The 16,865-nt window shown below is 43.2% G+C and carries 13 protein-coding genes, 1 tRNA gene and 2 pseudogenes; 1 reads left to right on the top strand and 15 read right to left on the bottom strand.

The window, feature by feature from the left end:
* The 14 genes and pseudogenes from DW800_RS12745 to DW800_RS12810 form a co-directional block, all read right to left on the bottom strand.
* Positions 1-509 (bottom strand): annotated as a pseudogene (locus DW800_RS12745) (hypothetical protein); the annotation flags it as partial.
* Between the two features lie 33 nt (positions 510-542).
* Entirely contained in the window at positions 543-2,501 is a 1,959-nt protein-coding gene (locus DW800_RS12750) for a transglutaminase domain-containing protein (RefSeq protein ID WP_016272650.1), read from the bottom strand.
* 44 nt (positions 2,502-2,545) lie between these two features.
* A complete protein-coding gene (locus DW800_RS12755) occupies positions 2,546-4,465 on the bottom strand; it encodes a hypothetical protein (RefSeq protein WP_016272651.1) in 1,920 nt (639 codons plus the stop codon).
* A gap of 1 nt (position 4,466) precedes the next feature.
* On the bottom strand, positions 4,467-5,357 hold the full coding sequence (gene lepB, locus DW800_RS12760; RefSeq protein ID WP_016272652.1) for a signal peptidase I: 891 nt from the start codon (positions 5,355-5,357) through the stop codon (positions 4,467-4,469).
* Positions 5,358-5,369: 12 nt separating this feature from the next.
* The gene (locus DW800_RS12765) at positions 5,370-6,242 is read right to left on the bottom strand and encodes a DUF1573 domain-containing protein (RefSeq protein WP_034523106.1); all 873 of its coding nucleotides are present in this window, start codon (positions 6,240-6,242) and stop codon (positions 5,370-5,372) included.
* Between the two features lie 2 nt (positions 6,243-6,244).
* Positions 6,245-7,231 carry a BF3164 family lipoprotein gene (locus DW800_RS12770; RefSeq protein ID WP_225982649.1) on the bottom strand — a complete coding sequence of 329 codons (987 nt, stop codon included), beginning with the start codon at positions 7,229-7,231 and terminating at the stop codon, positions 6,245-6,247.
* A gap of 198 nt (positions 7,232-7,429) precedes the next feature.
* A complete protein-coding gene (locus DW800_RS12775) occupies positions 7,430-7,657 on the bottom strand; it encodes a hypothetical protein (protein ID WP_008665591.1) in 228 nt (75 codons plus the stop codon).
* 26 nt (positions 7,658-7,683) lie between these two features.
* Positions 7,684-7,923: an NVEALA domain-containing protein gene (locus DW800_RS12780; protein WP_005835269.1), complete on the bottom strand. Its 240-nt coding sequence runs from the start codon at positions 7,921-7,923 to the stop codon at positions 7,684-7,686.
* A gap of 270 nt (positions 7,924-8,193) precedes the next feature.
* Complete coding sequence (locus tag DW800_RS12785) at positions 8,194-9,261, bottom strand: BF3164 family lipoprotein (protein WP_009037140.1); 1,068 nt, start codon at positions 9,259-9,261, stop codon at positions 8,194-8,196.
* The gene (locus DW800_RS12790) at positions 9,230-9,466 is read right to left on the bottom strand and encodes an NVEALA domain-containing protein (protein WP_005835266.1); all 237 of its coding nucleotides are present in this window, start codon (positions 9,464-9,466) and stop codon (positions 9,230-9,232) included. Before DW800_RS12790 ends, DW800_RS12785 begins: the two co-directional genes overlap by 32 nt.
* A gap of 138 nt (positions 9,467-9,604) precedes the next feature.
* Positions 9,605-10,621, bottom strand: a complete 1,017-nt coding sequence (locus DW800_RS12795; protein WP_016272653.1) for a transcriptional regulator — start codon at positions 10,619-10,621, stop codon at positions 9,605-9,607.
* 147 nt (positions 10,622-10,768) lie between these two features.
* Positions 10,769-12,069 (bottom strand): annotated as a pseudogene (locus tag DW800_RS12800) (AAA family ATPase).
* 434 nt (positions 12,070-12,503) lie between these two features.
* Positions 12,504-13,319, bottom strand: a complete 816-nt coding sequence (locus DW800_RS12805) for a carboxymuconolactone decarboxylase family protein (protein ID WP_016272656.1) — start codon at positions 13,317-13,319, stop codon at positions 12,504-12,506.
* Between the two features lie 375 nt (positions 13,320-13,694).
* Positions 13,695-13,768, bottom strand: a tRNA-Asp gene (locus tag DW800_RS12810).
* 165 nt (positions 13,769-13,933) lie between these two features.
* Between DW800_RS12810 and DW800_RS12815 the strand changes: the two genes are divergently transcribed.
* Complete coding sequence (locus tag DW800_RS12815) at positions 13,934-15,250, top strand: aminotransferase class I/II-fold pyridoxal phosphate-dependent enzyme (protein ID WP_016272657.1); 1,317 nt, start codon at positions 13,934-13,936, stop codon at positions 15,248-15,250.
* Between the two features lie 28 nt (positions 15,251-15,278).
* On the opposite strand, the gene DW800_RS12820 is transcribed toward DW800_RS12815, so the two are convergent.
* Positions 15,279-16,859, bottom strand: coding sequence for a SusD/RagB family nutrient-binding outer membrane lipoprotein (locus tag DW800_RS12820; RefSeq protein WP_016272658.1), 1,581 nt, complete (start codon positions 16,857-16,859; stop codon positions 15,279-15,281).
* Positions 16,860-16,865 lie beyond the last annotated feature (6 nt).

A 16,865-nucleotide genomic window follows, 5' to 3' on the forward strand; every position in this document is an offset into this window, starting at 1 on the left:
GGAAGCACACAAAAGATAAGCAGCATCACGCCACCGGCAACCATAGCTCCAACTTTATCCATCACCTTTTTCCATCCTTTCCCGTCATTCCGGTCAGAGCAGAGAATCTCCCCCCTCTTGGTCAGCCATTGATGCAGACAGACCGGAAGTATCATGGCCAAATAGCCGGAATAAGGCCCCGGATTGAAGAAAGAACCTGTCAATACATACAAGGAATGGTTGGACACAGCATAACCATAAAGCTGCCTCAATCCCCAAACAGCCTCAATGCCCCCCAGCATTACCAATACCCACGAAACCGGTATAAAAAGAAAATACCTTTTTTCCATCATCAATCCAGCCATCAACAGACATCCTGCAACTACCAATGCACTTTTATCGAAATAGAGCCATTGCCCTATAACATCAGCTACAGGAAGTCCGGAAGAAACGTTACATGCCAAAGACAATAAAACTATACAAGCAATGTAGACCAAACTTCCAGTCAATAGATTACGTACATTATTCATTCTATCTATCAAATATTCAAAGTATTCTATAATTCACCAAAAGATTTGTTTCCCGTCTTTATATTCAAAAATCCGTTCATCTTTACCGGCTGTGTGATTCTTCAGATAAAATAAAGCACCTTGAAACCCTGAATAGACAATAGAATCTGACACAGCCATTTGCCGCCCGACAGAATTCCATTTTCCTCCACCCCAATAAAACAATTCATACAAATTACCTTTATAAATAAAATTCACCTCATTACGAGGAGTATACACCACCTTCTCCACACGATGGGGACTTCCAAAGTCCATCCCGGTCCATCCTCCATCCGGATGTATATAATCAAATGAAGTATCCGGATTACCGTCAAATGCGTTCAAATATTCATGTGTATTGTCTTCAAAACTTCCCGGAGTACCTATGATTTCCCCATATAGAGGTATGGTATCTTCCGTATTCTCATAAAAAGCCAGTTCCGAGATATTACAGAAACATCCGTCAGCACCCTTATAGCGCATATACCGATACGGTTTATCAGACTTCAACCGGGCCACAGTATATAGCCGATACGGAGCCTCCTTTATCAAAAGTAGAGTATCCTTCCGCCCAAAGTCTGCCCGGTCGCTTCCTTCCACTACTCCCCCAATCATCCGGTCATTGAAAAGAACACTCAAAGTAAGATGACACTTCCTATACAAGACCAATTCCTGCTTTTCAGCTTCCGGAACAATGAACCGTATCTTTCCGGTTTCACGCTCCAAAAGGAAAGGAGAAGATACTGTAGCGTATTCCTTTCCGTTCCAGGCAGCCAGCGTAAAGACCGCCCCGCCTCCCACATCCTCAAAACGAGCCTCCCCCTTCTTAAAGAAAGTATATCCCACAGGTTGCCATTGCAGTCTGTTGGCAAGGCACAAATACAATATATCCCCCTCACGAAACTGTCCGGAAAGCAAAGAATCCGGAAGAGCTACAGTCCAATTCCTGCTACCGGTATAAAGTGCAGTGACATCCCGAAAGAACGGACGTCGGAATGCCGGGTAAACATCGGGATATTTCCTCAGTTTCCGTACCGCCTCCTTATCAATACTATAGGTTGCCCGGTACATTTTTCCCCTCGAAATGCTATATTCTTCCGCTTTGCTCCATACCTCTTCATAAGGAAGATTTGCAATGTATGTCTTTCCTTCCTTATCCAAAACAAAATTCCAGAAATGAGAGGCATTGTTGTCCCCCAATACCATCACCCTATCTACTCCGCACGGAATGCCCAATGCCCGCAACACATATATCATGGCATCCGTAAACTCTCGGCAACTGCCTGTATGCCATTTCAATACATCCGGTCCCAAATGAGGCCCTGCCGGGAAAAGAGCCGTATTCCTATAAGCCGCCTTCCGCAACGTATCCATCAACAACTGGGCGGCAGTCTTGGGATTATCTGCCTCATCAGTCTTTCTGAATTCATCCAAAATCGGGCTATAGCGCTCATAAATTTCTTTGCGCCAGAGAGAAAGCGGCTCATCCCCTATTCTATAAGGCAATATATATTCGCAGAAAGTATCAAAATCAACATGCTTTCCCCAAGGTTGCTCCCGCCAGACTTTGAATGCCCATTCTATATGATTGACCAAAAAAGCGGAATCCACCGTCATAATGTCCCTCTTATAAGTCAATTGATTTATAGAAAATTCTCCATCTGCTCTTTTCAAGGAATCAATCAACTCTTGCACATGCCTGGAATAAGGAAATGAAACGTATTCACTGAAATACTTCCTATAATTCTCCAAGGCCTTTCCCTCGTAAGCACCATGAAAAGGCATATTCTCTATCAGAAAACAAGCAGCACGATATTTGTCACCGTCCTCTTCCTTGTAACGGTCCAGTACCTTTTGCAACTCCGCACGGTTATCACCGGCAAGATTCAAAGCTGTGTCCAACCACTGATTTTCCGAAGAACAAGCCATAAACAGACCTGCTGTAAACCATACCCATACACACCAATGCTTCATATCACTATTCCATTTTTTCTATTCCAATCTGAAAGGCAGTCCAATCAATCCTTACAATCCGATACAAATACCTGCTTACCAGCTTCCATATGAAATATCAGTTCTTCTTCTCCACGGGTACTGTCATGCAAATAGAGCAAAGCTCCCGATGGTATCCCGTCATATGGCAGAAAAGGTTTTTCGGCAATTTTCTTACCCAATGAGTTCCAACAGCCCTCTCCCCAATAGAAGAGTTCATAACAATCCCCTATCCTGACAAAGTTATCATCGTTACGGGGCATATACATAAAATTGTCTATAGCAACAACCTTTCCAAAATCCACCGTTACACTTGCACCGGGTTTTGATGAAATGAAATACGACAACGGCTCATTATCATAGACCTGATGGGCAAAAGTACCCACTGTAGCCGGAGCATCTCCCCAACTGTCTATAGGGACAATTTCTTCCTCTCCTTTATAAAAATGCATTTCGGCAACTTCCGCATATCCCTCTGCCGAAGAACAAAAACGGGCATAGCGACCCCTTACCGGTTTCTCAAGAATAACGTGATTATAATTGATACCGGGCGTATCTTTCACAGTACACAACAACTCCGCATTTTTAAAATCCTTATCACAAGCCGCCTCAAAATGCCCGTCTTTTATCCCTCCCATATAATTCCTGATACGTTCCGAAAGAGGGTATTTCCGATACAATTCGGCAGAATAGCACTTGGAGGTATCTGCAACATAAGGATGTATATCCTTGCCATCAAAATAAAAAGGATTTCCAATAGGGCGATACTGCCCGTTTGCGAATGCCAACAATATATAAACCTGCCTCGAAGCCAAATTCCTGAAAAGCGCTTTTCCACTTTCTACCTTAGTAAAATCTATTCCCCGCCACCCATAAGCACTGAACAACCCCACATAAACATAATTCCCGTCCATCCCTTCTACCGGCAGTTCCAGATTCGAATCAAAATAATTATCCGACACTTTTCTTGCAAACACATCCTTAAAAGCAGCCGGTACGGACTGGTTCCGCATAAAATCACCATCCATGTCCCATTGCCTGCCAAAACACCGGCGGTAAACCACGCTCGGGCGCCGACTGTCAATATAGAAACTTCCCCGTTCCGGCTTCCGGGAAGGGAAAGTAAAAGGAAGGCAGACACCCGTTACATCCCTCACCACATTCCACACATGCCCTTTTCGTGTTTCCGCATTGAAAGTATAGAAATCATAGGCTACCGGGACGCCGATGGCCCGCATCACATAAATCATAAAATCACAAGCATCCTGACACTTGCCGATACGATTATGCAGCAGGTACTCTCCTCCCAAATGCGGATAGTTAAAGACCCACGTAAACCGGTAAGGGTCTTCCTTCTGCAAATACTCCCAAACTACGCTAATCGCCTCCACTACATCGATACCCGTATAAACCTCGTCCAGCAAAAAGGAATAACGGTCATGGTATATCTGCCGCCAGTTGTCCGGAGTCTCATTTCCGATACGATAGGGAAGCAGCCATTCACAGAAATCTGCAAAAGAAAGGGAAGCATTCCACGGACGCTTTTTCCAACCATCAAAAGCCAAATCAATGTTATTTATCAAGAATTCAGCCCTTATATTCAGTACATCCGGTTTTCTCTGCAATCCGGAAGGGGTATAATAATCCCAATCCGGTACGGCAGTATCCTTCAGCATCACCCCATAAGCATCTGCCGAAGCCAGCACTGTTTTCAAAGAATCCAGTTCTTCACCTTCAAGGGCATAGTGATAAGGCATATTTTCTATCAAGAAACAAGCGGCTTTATATTTTTCAGGCTCATCTTTATAATGTTCCAGTACCTTTTCCAGTTCGCCTTTGTTGGTTGCAGCACACTCCAGTGCGTACTCCAATCTGCCGGAAGCATTGCAAGCCTCCAATATCCCGGCAATCAATAATATCCAGAGCAATTTAAACAGAACTTTCATCTTAGTCTATTCTTTTAAAGATACGTTTCCATCTCATTTTTCCAGTATTCGGGCTGACGGACTTCCATACCAGCCATGCCCTTCCCACTATAAATGGTTCCGGCAGTAATCCCCAGTAGCGGGAATCTTTTGAATTCACCATCTTGTCACCCGAAACAAAATAATAGTTCTCACAGAAGCGGTAATTGTGTATCACACTGTCCCCCAGCAGAACCGAATCTCCATGCAATGTCAGTTTCTTTTTCTGTTCCCACTCTATCACGTTCCGATACAGCAACCGTGTTTCCGGATTCATTCCTACCACGCTGCCTTTGGCCGGTATATAAAGAGGCCCAAACTCGCTGATAGTCCACCCATTACAGCCACCATCGGGAAAGCTCTTAAGAACAAGGCCCCGTTCCTCCGTCATGCCCGAAGATATCAATTTACCTAATTCCTCCTGCGCCTGCACATTTCCTGCGATACCATCAAATCCGGACACACGATAATGTGTATTCCTTATCTCCAACGTATCACCCGGCACGGCGATACAGCGCTTCACGTAATACAACATCACGTCCAGCGCAATGCTGTCCCACCTGCCCGGATAAGGAAAATTGAACACTAGTACATCATTCCGCTGAAAATTTCTCCATCCGGACATACGGTGCATCCTCACCTCCTTTTTCTCCACGGCATCAAGCACATTGAATAGGCGTGCTCCACCCGAACATTTATCCACCAGAATACAATCACCCGCCAGCAACGACGGTTCCATCGAGTCCGACGGTATCTTGAAGGAGGTCACCACAAACACCTGCAATACTATCAGTATCACAACAAGCAGGCACAGACAGAATAATACGTTTGTTATTCCATTCAACCATTTTTTCAATTGCAGCCGCTCCTTCATCCCATCAATCAGTTATTTTGCATCCCCACTAATCTTCAAAACCAACGGAGAATTTTCTGTATTGCAATATACCGTTATCGTCTTGTCGAAGTGCTCCGGATGTTCGGCTTTATAAACCACTTCCAAAGCTATTTCCTTACCCGGTAATGCCGGTTCCTTTGAATAAGCTACGGTAGTACAACCACAAGAAGTGGCAACATCTTGTATAACCAATGGTTTGTCACCCACATTCTTCAATATAAAAGTTGCTTTTTGTTCCTCCTGCCAATCAAAACGACCCAGCGAAACAGATATATTGCTGGCATCCACTTCTGTTTTTATCACTTTACTTTCATCTCTTCGTTCTATCTTCTCACCTTTAATAATCTTCAGATAGAGTTCTTTCACTTTAGGATTATAAATTGGATTACCAATAGCAATAACCCTATTATTTCTATCTAACAAAAAAGTTTGAAAATTCATATTAGAAGGAAATTTATTCAATTTATTAAACTTATTATTTTTATCTATATATACCGAATGATTAAACCGTTCTCTCTTTAACAAAAGCCGTATTTCATTAAGCTTATATGGCTGAAAAACAAACTGAAAATGCACAGTATTCGGGAATATAGAATCAACATTTACTGCAAAATCTTGCCATTGTGATAAACCCAATTTACAACTCATACAACCTATCGAATCTATATAGGTTATTATCTTATACATACATATGGAATCTGCATTCAAAGTATCTCGACCTTGCATAAAAAAATGCATATCATTAGGATACAATATTTCACGTCCTTTCCACTCTTGCATTAACTTTACGAGTATTTCTCGATCCTTATTTCCACAAGAAATAAATAGTATAACTGACAGAGAAATATATAAAATACGATTCATAACTACAAATTCAACGAATATTTAACCAATTCTACTTCCTCTTTATCCATTAAAGCATATATTGTATCATCTGAATCTGATACACAAAAATTCATAATTGGAAAATCTAAGACAAACTTACATATAGGAGTGGCATCCCAAGCTAGCTGATAAATAATTTTTCCATTAAAAGCCTTTACACCAACTTCCTTATAACTATTTCCTGAATACAGTAGATAAACATACTTCTCTGTAGCATAAGCTTTAATAAAAGCCATTTTATTAGCTACACTCATTGGGGCCGACCTAGTTGTACCTGTATCTTCTGTTTTATATTCAGGGTATCCTCCTACAAATTCAAATGATTTATCTATATTATCTTTATTTACAGAATACAATGAAAATATAGGTGCTGACCCTATAGCAAAAACAAATCGATTCAATGATTTATTAGAAGATAACGTTCCTTGATAAGCCATTCCTCTTAAACGATTTTTAACTTCTTTTTCTTGTTTATCACGATAAGGATACTCGTAGTAATACCTACTTCCAATATGCTTACCAGTAAGACTAAACATATTATTTTCATAAAACCCTAATCCTAAATATGTATCATATTGAGTTGGGCATATATTTAAGCTCATCAGACTATCCTGCATCAACACTGGAAATTGAATGTTTCCTTGTTTAATTTGCCGTAGATTCATTTCCACTAGGTTCCGCTTATAAACATCATATACCCCAATTAACGAATCTCCATACAAAGAGCACAAAGAAAAAACCTGAAGGAATTCATTATTACCTTCCCCTCTTTTTCCAAAATGATATACAGAATTATTATCTCTTAAATCTATTAATGTAAATATACTATCATTTATATCATCATAGATAACAACCGATGAATCAGCATAATGAATAATATATGGTCTCCCTAAAATTAATTCATGATTTAAGACATTCGCAGAAGTAATTTTACGCATCTTTGTAAATGAAGCATCAAATTTTCTCATTTTTTCATCATAATTTGTACATGATGAAAATGAAACTACTAAAATTAGAACCAATAAATATTTCATAATAAAGAATAAAAAAATATTAGTATATTAACATATAATCAAGAGAATTCTCTTCTTTGTTGTCTTTTATTTAGAATAACAAAGAAGAGTTCTCCTGAATTATTTTCTGTATTTATCCAATAAAATGAATTACTAGAAATACTGACGATACCCTCTTACAAAAAAGCCATCATAATCTACAAAACATGTACGATCTGTTTGAATACAAAATGGACCTATTATAATCTCTGCACCAGACGCCATAGCATCTACATTCTTTAACAGCAACTCACATATCTGCTCAGTATCTTCTACAGTATGCAATCTTTCTACACTGATTAAAGAAAACAGAACAACAAACAATATTAATATTTTTTTCATACTATTTCTTGATTTATATTTATTAATTAAACATAGTGTATAAGCGATTGTCCTTTACATCCACCCCATCCCCAATCTTTACAGATACCAATTGCATATATAGCACAACCATAACAATCACCAGAACCTTCACCACCATCTGCTAATGCTTCTATATTAGCCAATGCCAAATCAGACATAACATCTGTTTTCTGATTTGCATAAACTCCATATCCTGCAATCGCTGCAAATGCTGCAACAAAAGCTATCTTAATCATTTTCTTCATACTACTCTTCAGTTTTATTAGTATAAGATTATTCTTTTTTTATCATTTACCACAAGCATAATGCTTGCGTACCAGAATCAAGATATAAAAATCTTGGAGAACTCTTTTCTTGCCATACCTATCGAAATGGCAGAAAACACACTCTGTTTTCAATTCAAATTACTATCTTTGCCTCGACCTCCTTTCTTGGTGGGTTATGGAACGGACGGTACGAGATGCACCAACCAAACGTGAACCGTCCGTTCCTCTCCATCCATATTATAGTTTACTTTATTTCATACTATACTCTATTATCGGATCATCTTTATTCACATCCGTTGCCAAGATTATTCCTTTTTGTTCATCTACCGATATGCCATAAACATAATGATCTAACACATACCTGCAGAGAGGTTCGCCGGTCAGACTAAAAACATAGATATACCGTCCTCCATCCGGCAAATAGACACCTTGCTGTACATTTTGCGCAATTTCCTTAAAAGAGCGCCCATGAAAAACCGCATAAATGGCACTGTCTGCCACTTGGACATCGCTAAATCCCATGATACCCGTAGGAATACCATAACCCTGAGAAATCTTAAACTCCGGTTCACCGTGCGGACCAATGCGTACCACATGCGTACTATCTTTCAAATTAAAGACTTCAAGTACTTCGCCCAACTGGGTAACTGCTGCCAGCACTCCATTTCGGGGATTATAGTCGATGAAGCTACGCCATGCCTGAGCCAATGCAGGACGGGCATTCTGTAAAGCCTCCGCGTTGGCTGACGGTATTTGACCGGTTCTGCGCAATAATTTCCCTTGATAGTTTACCCAGCAAAAGCGGCTACTGCCAGATCCGTCCGGAACAATGAAGGTAAAGTCGTCAACCATCACAAAGTCTAAAACGCGAAGCATGTCAGCATCCATATTTATCACTTTCTGAGGAACGATTGAGCAACCCGACGAAGTAAAATCATACTTGGTTAATACGGACTTACCAGCATCAAGTCCCCACAGAGATTGACCATGCCATCGGATATTTTCAGCAGAAAGCATCTCTTCGGGAGCCTCGCCCCGCTTGCCGAACGAAGCAAAATAGCGGAAACCCGGATAGTGGAAAACATGGCAAAAGTAGTCCGTGCCATGCAAATCCATTACCACAGCCTTATCACCCTGCACCCGAACGCGGAACGGATAACGGAACAAAGCGGTGTCCAATGGCTGCACCCTCGCTTTCAGCTCGATTGTTTGCGGAAAATCCATGTAGGCAACAGAAGTTGCTACTTTTTTCTGTGTACAAGAGGAAAAGGACAGTGCGGATAGGCTAATGAGGCAGGCTATAATAAATTTGCACATGAGCTACTCCTTGATTTGTTAAAGGACAAACTATTGAACCACTCCCAAAACATTTGCTATCATCCCCACTCTCACCAGCAGCCAATGCCTCTATATTTTCCAATAGCAAATCATCTAGCTTTTCCGAATGACTAATTTGAACATAGCTTAAAAACGAAATGGCACTAATTGCCAAAGTTCCTAATAGCTTCACCTTGCTTTTCATAGTGTTTTTGTTTTTTGTTACACAAGCAAAGATAAAAGGATTATTTTGGCTTTTGCAAGTCTTTATTCGGAAAACGCCCAAAGTTGGGGCGTGAAAAAAAGTTCACACCCGACACACCAATATGGGTTAACATTTCATCTACTTGGAGATAACAATTTGATACCCCTTCCTTTCCGGCAGAAGAAGAATCTGAACGGAATCGTCCGCCTCAAAGAGTTTACCCAATAAACTTATTGCTTTTCTGCGGCGGCTGCCTAAATTCAAATCACTCAATGGCCAACCGCAAATTTCCGCTATTTCATCGTTCGTCAGGAAAAGTTCGGACGACTTGGCAAAACCAAGTAATAACTTCGCAGCTTGTGGCGTACAAGATATTTTTTCACCTTCATAAGTCAGTGTATGGTTGACGGAATCAAATATATACTTCCCGAACCGGTAAGTGCTCTTTGTCAACGTATCAGCCGTTTTTCTCTTTCTATACTGTTGCCCTCCTATATAAACCGCCAGTCCCAATAACAGAATGCACAAAATACAGGATAGTATCTGCAGCACATGGTCTGCCCAATCCACACAGTGCCAAAAATCAAGCAGCATATAAGCTGTCAACCTCATTGTGTACATACCGTTCAAATAGTAAGTACCTAAATCATTCTGTGAAGCAATTATAGTTTCATCTCCAGTAGATAATTCTTGCACAATGCCCTTTCCCATCGGATTAACCTTCAGAAAAAGAGCACACATGACTCCGCCATACCTATCATTCATCTCAGCTTTCCACTCAAGACAAATCTCTTCCAATGGAAATTTTCCATAATAATTCAACATATCGGCTTTAAACCCTACGACATCCAACGGGAATAGTCCTTGTGCCTCTTTCAATGAATCTATTATCACTTCAAATTCACCATTTTCTGATATCGCTTTCCTTTTGGTATGCTTCTTACCACTATCAGACCCAAATGCATAGAACATCCCCAGCCCATCAAATTCCCGATTCACGACCCGTTCCGCAACCTTCCGCAGAGTTTCTACAGCAACCTCCTTAGCCACGTCTTGTCCCTGGTTGGCATTATCATATAATGCTACTATCACAGACACTGCCACCACTACAATGGCACATATCCATATCATAAGAATCTTCTTATAGCGTTTCATCTACTCCTTCCTTTCTGTTGCTTATTCATTTCTACCCATGCACTCGAAGAGGCATCCGCTTAATAGCGCCAAAGTTAAACAATAATATAAAGAAAAAAGGAAAATGACTTGAGAAAGAAGGATATAAAATCAAAACAGTTTCTTCTTCTAATCTGCTTTAGCTATTTTCCACCCGCCAATCGTCCGCGTGGAACTGTCAAAATTCACGCCAATTTTTACCACACGCCTGCCGTCTGCCCGGTAAGGGATGGCATACTGCTTGCTGTCAATCTGCGCCAACGCCTCTTCCGGGGTACCGTCGTATTTGAACTCGAAGACATAAACGACATCCTGCAACTGCACCACCACATCCGCACGGCCTACGGAACTCTTCACTTCCGACTCCACATATTGCCCCATCAACCGGAACAGCAAATAGAAAATGGTCTGATAATGCTTTTCGGTCTTGTTCTCCAAATCATTGGGAATGGAGGCAAAGAAGGAACGGGTACGCTCCAGGCAGCTATCCACATCACCCTTCATCAGGTCGCGAAGGAAAGAGACGACGTAGAAGGTGTTTTCACGCGGAAAACGATGAACGTATGAAGGAAGCAGGGACTCCGTAAAACCATAACGTACCTCACTATTGGGGTAAGCCAGCTTGTAAAGGCGGAACAGCGGGTCATATCCCTTTATCGTCAGATAACCGCTCTGGTAGAGCACCGGAATGGGACTCGTTATCTGTTCCGTAGGCGCATCAAACTGCTCATCGGTAGCCTCAACACCTTCCAGAGCGCGCACATCGAAGTCTGCGTGGCGCAGAATATCTATCTCTGCAAATTGTTCAGTCTGCTGAAGATGCTCTGCTGGCTGAACTTGCTGATGCCCGTGATGAAGAGAAAACGGAGATATTGCCCCAATCCCTTGAGAGGACTGAAGAACTTGCATATCTCGTTGCGAAGCTGTTGTTGCAAAAGGGCATCGGAATTACTGTCAAGCAGAGGAGCATCGTACTCGTCAATCAGCACTACAACCGGCTTTCCGGTCTTGGCGTAGGCACGCAGGATGATGCCTTGCAGACGCTCTGCCGCCCCCTCTTCCTCTTCCTTTTTTCCGTAAATTTCTTCCCAACGGGATAAAAACAAATTCAATTGCCCCGTCAAGTCGCGCAGCTCGGTATATTTCGTCAGACTGAAATCGACGTGCAGCACCGGATAGGCCTCCCACTCCTGCTCCAGCCGTTCCATGGCCAGTCCCTCGAAAAGTTCCTTTTTCCCCAGGAAATAGGCCTCCAGCGTAGACACGAGCAGGCTCTTGCCAAACCGACGGGGACGACTGAAGAAATAGACCTTATCTGTATTCACCAATTTATAAACCAGCTCCGTCTTGTCCACATACACACAATTCCGGTTGCGAAGTTCCTCAAAATTCTGTATCCCTATCGAGTAACGTCTGCCAATCAATTCCATAGTTGCTACTGTTTTAAATTACAAGTATGACAAAGATGACACATATTCCGCAAATAAAGAAAGTACGCCCTTTTTTCAGGGCAACCGCACCCCAATACCCGTTTGTGCCCGCTACAGGAACAAGTTAAATGAAAAGTTATCGAGTATCATCAATAAAGCGACACTTTATTCGTAATAAAGTGATACTTTATCACTGATAAAGCACTGCTTTACTCGCAATAAAGTGTTGCTTTACTCGCGATAAAGTGATACTTTATATTCAGCAAAGTGTTCGTACAGCTGTTGTATGCTGATAAAGAAGACGTTGAGTTCGTCCGTCTCAACACAGTCAGAACGAAGCAAAAACTATACTTTAATGAAAAAGTCAGATAAGGTTTTGAGCGAAGCTAATGACAGAGCAAAATGATAGTTTCAGTTTTGACTTGTGGATTGTATTATTTAAGTTTATCGTATTCTTCATCCGTCACCGGCTCTAGCCATTCATTAGAAGTATCCTCACCGGGAACTTCGAAAGCAAGATGGGCAAACCAACCATCAGAAGCGGCACCGTGCCAATGCTTCACATTTGCAGGGATATGGATAACCGTACCGGGTAGAATCTCTACTGCCGGCTTGCCTTCTTCTTGATACCACCCACGACCGGCAACACCGATAAGCATCTGTCCACCGCCTTTAGTAGCGCGGTGCATGTGCCAGTTATTGCGGCAACGAGGCTCGAAAGTGACGTTAGAGACGGAAACCTGCTCGCGTGAAACGGGAGCAAGATAGCTGTTACCTATGAAGTACTGTGCGTATGCTGTGTTCGGTTCTCCAATGGGGAAAATCATTTCACGCTGGAACGCGGCTTTGGTATCTTCACCGGCGGTGTCCTCTGCCCATACGCCTTTGGCCAGATTAAACGCTGCCCACGCTTTGGGCCAACCGGCATAGAATCCGATATGGGTGATGATTTCGGCAATCTCCGTACGGGTGATGCCGTTCTTTTTTGCCGACTGAAGGTGGAACACGAGCGAATTATCCGTGATTCCCTGACTGATAAGAGAGGTAATAGTTACTAAACTACGGTCGCGCAGACCGAGTTTGTCGGTGCGGCTCCAGACCTCGCCAAAGAGGACATCGTCGTTGAGCTCCGCAAATTTAGGAGCAAACTCACCCAACTGGATGCGTCCTGCTGTCTGTACTATCTTTTCCTGTGCCATAACATTGAGTGTTAAAATGCTGAATACTGAAATTAAAAAAATCTTGTTCATAGTCGTTCTATTTATTGCATGAAGTTATTGAGTTTGTTAGCTGGGTCACCTTGCAGGGATTCGACAGAACTCCTAAAATTGTTTTTGCCATACGCTATATTACTCTATTTTTCTTGTTAAACTTCTGATGATAAAGGTACCGCGATAGCACAAGCGAAGGTGTATATGATTTACGGATATTTGTACCCGAATTCCCGATTATACCGCAAGAAAGTTCAAGTTCATCAGATGAGTATAGTAAGACTGGCAGAAATCCCACGAATAATCCCACGCATGATTTGTTTTTAATCGTTATTCTCTGCCGATACAGAAAACAAAAAAAGCTCTGAAATTCAAGAATTTCAGAGCTTTGCTTTAATTTGCTATTTGCTTTCGCGGTGCGTACGGGACTCGAACCCGTGACCCCATGCGTGACAGGCATGTATTCTAACCAACTGAACTAACGCACCATTATTTCATTTCTTTGTTGCCATCTCTCTCGATTGCGGTTGCAAAGGTAGACAAAATTCTTATATCTGCAATAGATTGAAAGAAAAAAAATCATCTTTTTTTTAACAAAGCTTGATTATAAGAGATTTATGTTACCTTTGCAAAACTAAATTAATATTGAAATCATGAGAAATACTCCTATTGAACGTAAGTTGATAGATGAAACTATCGCAGATTTTCATATCACAGACTTTGCCAAAGCAACCATCCGTGAAGTAAAAGCCATTGCAGCCAATGCCGAAGCGGCATCGGGTGTGGAATTCATAAAAATGGAAATGGGTGTACCCGGACTCCCCCCCTCAACCGTCGGCGTACAGGCAGAGGTGGAGGCATTGCAGAATGGTATTGCCAGCCTCTACCCGGACATCAACGGACTTCCCGCCTTGAAAGAGGAAGCAGCACGTTTCATCAAAGCCTTTATCAATGTAGATGTAGCCCCCGAAGGTTGTGTACCAGTTACCGGCTCCATGCAAGGAACTTTCGCTTCATTTCTCACATGTAGCCAATGCGATGAGAAAAAGGATACCATTCTCTTCATCGATCCCGGTTTCCCGGTACAGAAGCAGCAGTTGGTCGTGATGGGACAGAAATATGAAACCTTTGACGTATATGACTACCGTGGCGACAAGTTGAAAGCGAAGCTGGAAAGTTACCTCAGCAAAGGCAATATCTCCGCCATCGTCTATTCCAATCCCAACAACCCCAGCTGGATTTGCCTGAAAGAAGAAGAGTTGCGCATCATCGGCGAACTGGCAACCCAATATGACGTCATTGTGCTGGAAGACCTCGCCTACTTTGCCATGGACTTCCGCCAAGACTTGAGCAAACCGTTCCAAGCGCCTTACCAACCTTCTGTGGCACACTATACGGACTATTACGTGCTGCTCATTTCCGGTTCCAAAGCTTTCAGCTATGCCGGTCAACGTATCGGTGTCAGCTGCATTTCGGACAAACTGTATCATCGGGCCTATCCCGGGTTGACACAACGCTACGGCGGCGGCACCTTCGGCACAGTATTCATCCACCGCGTACTCTATGCGCTCTCCTCCGGCACCAGCCACTCTGCGCAGTATGCTCTTGCCGCCATGCTTAAAGCAGCCAATGAAGGTCAATACAACTTCCTTGATGAAGTGAAAGTATACGGTGAGCGTGCCCGCCGCCTGAAAGAAATCTTCTTGCGCCACGGTTTCCACTTGGTATACGACAATGATTTGGGTGATCCCGTTGCCGACGGTTTCTATTTCACCATCGGTTATCCGGGCATGAGTAGCGGAGAACTTGCGCGGGAACTAATGTACTACGGTGTAAGCGCCATTTCGCTGGTGACCACCGGAAGCCATCAAGAAGGATTGCGTGCCTGCACTTCCTTTATCCAAGACCATCAGTACGACCAGTTGGACGAACGTATGGCGATTTTTGCCGAGAATCACCCCATCCAATAAAAAATATCCCTATATAAATAAGGTATCTCTACCAGTTGATGCCGGTATCCCACCACAATCGGGTACCGGCATTGTCATCCCCACCCAGTGCCTCTACCAAAGCGGCATACTGCTCGGCATTCTCCGTCTTCAGTCCGCCGGGAAAGTTCAGACGGCGAATCATTGTCTCAGTATCTATGCACCCGTCTTTACTGTGATTAAAGCGTACGGGGAATAGCCGGGGATACCCCGTCCGGCGCTGTTCAGCCCAAGCCTCACACCCTTCGGGAAACATGGCAATCCATTTTTGGGTAATAATCTTCTCCAGTTTCGTATCCCTATCCGCTGACTCCAGCCAGCGTGGCGAAACCTGACAACGGGCGGTAATATCATTCTCCATATCGTAGGTATCCACAAAATCGGCAGGCAACAAGTCGCTCTCCAGATAAGCATCGGACTGCAAGATGCCATACTGACGGAAAGAAGCCATTACCCCTTCTTCATAGCAGGTTTTCACCGACTCATCGGTCCATCCCCGTAGGGCAGCCTCGGCACGCAGGAACCAGACTTCTGCTGCCGGCATCAACACTGCATCAGTCTGCTGGGTGACTTTCAATTTTGAGAGTGTATTATAATAGTTATGTGCAAAGCATGTACCCTGACGAATGCCGCGATACTCGCCTGCAAACTGTTCATTCTGGCAAGTGGCAAAATAGATTTCACGACGGGGATCTTCATATCCGTTCAGTATGGACTCCATCGGCGCTCCCATATAAGCTTCATTCCAAACAAGGTTTATCTCGCCCAACGGATTGGTATATCCACTCGCCGTGGAAACCGCCACCGACTCGTCCGCCTCCCGAATGACTCCGTATTCATTATCCATCGCTTTACGGAATTCCGTTTTTGCCTTCTCCGGACTGGCTACCGCAATGCGCATGGCAAGCCGCATCCGCAACGAATTGGCAAACTTTATCCAAGAGTCATAATCACCGTCCAACAACATATCGAAACGCGCAAACTCCGAAGCTCCCGGATGCTCGACAATATAATCGGAAAGTACAGCAACAGCCGTATCGAGTTCACAGAAAAAGGCACTATAGACCTCTTTCTGCGTGTTAGGCATATAACGGGCTTCGGGATCGGCAAAATGACTATACACAATAGGGCCGTAATAGTCCGTGACACGGTGCATCACTTCCACCTTCAGTATCTTGGTAATGCCGAAAAAGGCAGGCATACGGTCACGTGTGGCATTCTCCGACTGATATATCTGCGGGAAAACATACTCATAGGTATGTCCCCACATGGCGCTGTTCCATCCATCCTGCAAGTTGTAGTCCGAATTGTGCGAACCTCCATTCAGAGGCTTGGCATCGTGCATGTAACCGCTGAACATGTCGGCATTCAAATTCTGGGTCAATTGAAAAGGCCAGTTCTTCCCCTTTCCGTAGTCGTAATTGAAATAGATGCCTTGCTGGATGATTCCAAGACGGATGCCATGTTCGTTATAGTCGGCCTGCAAGTCCTCGTCCGTCACGCCGGACTTGTCCGTATTGATTTCCTTAAAGTCTCCCGTACAAGCCAGAAACACGAAAACCATGCCAATCAGTACTATAATCCTCTTCATATCAAG

The organism is Bacteroides sp. AM32-11AC (assembly GCF_003603515.1).
Lineage (GTDB): Bacteria > Bacteroidota > Bacteroidia > Bacteroidales > Bacteroidaceae > Bacteroides > Bacteroides uniformis.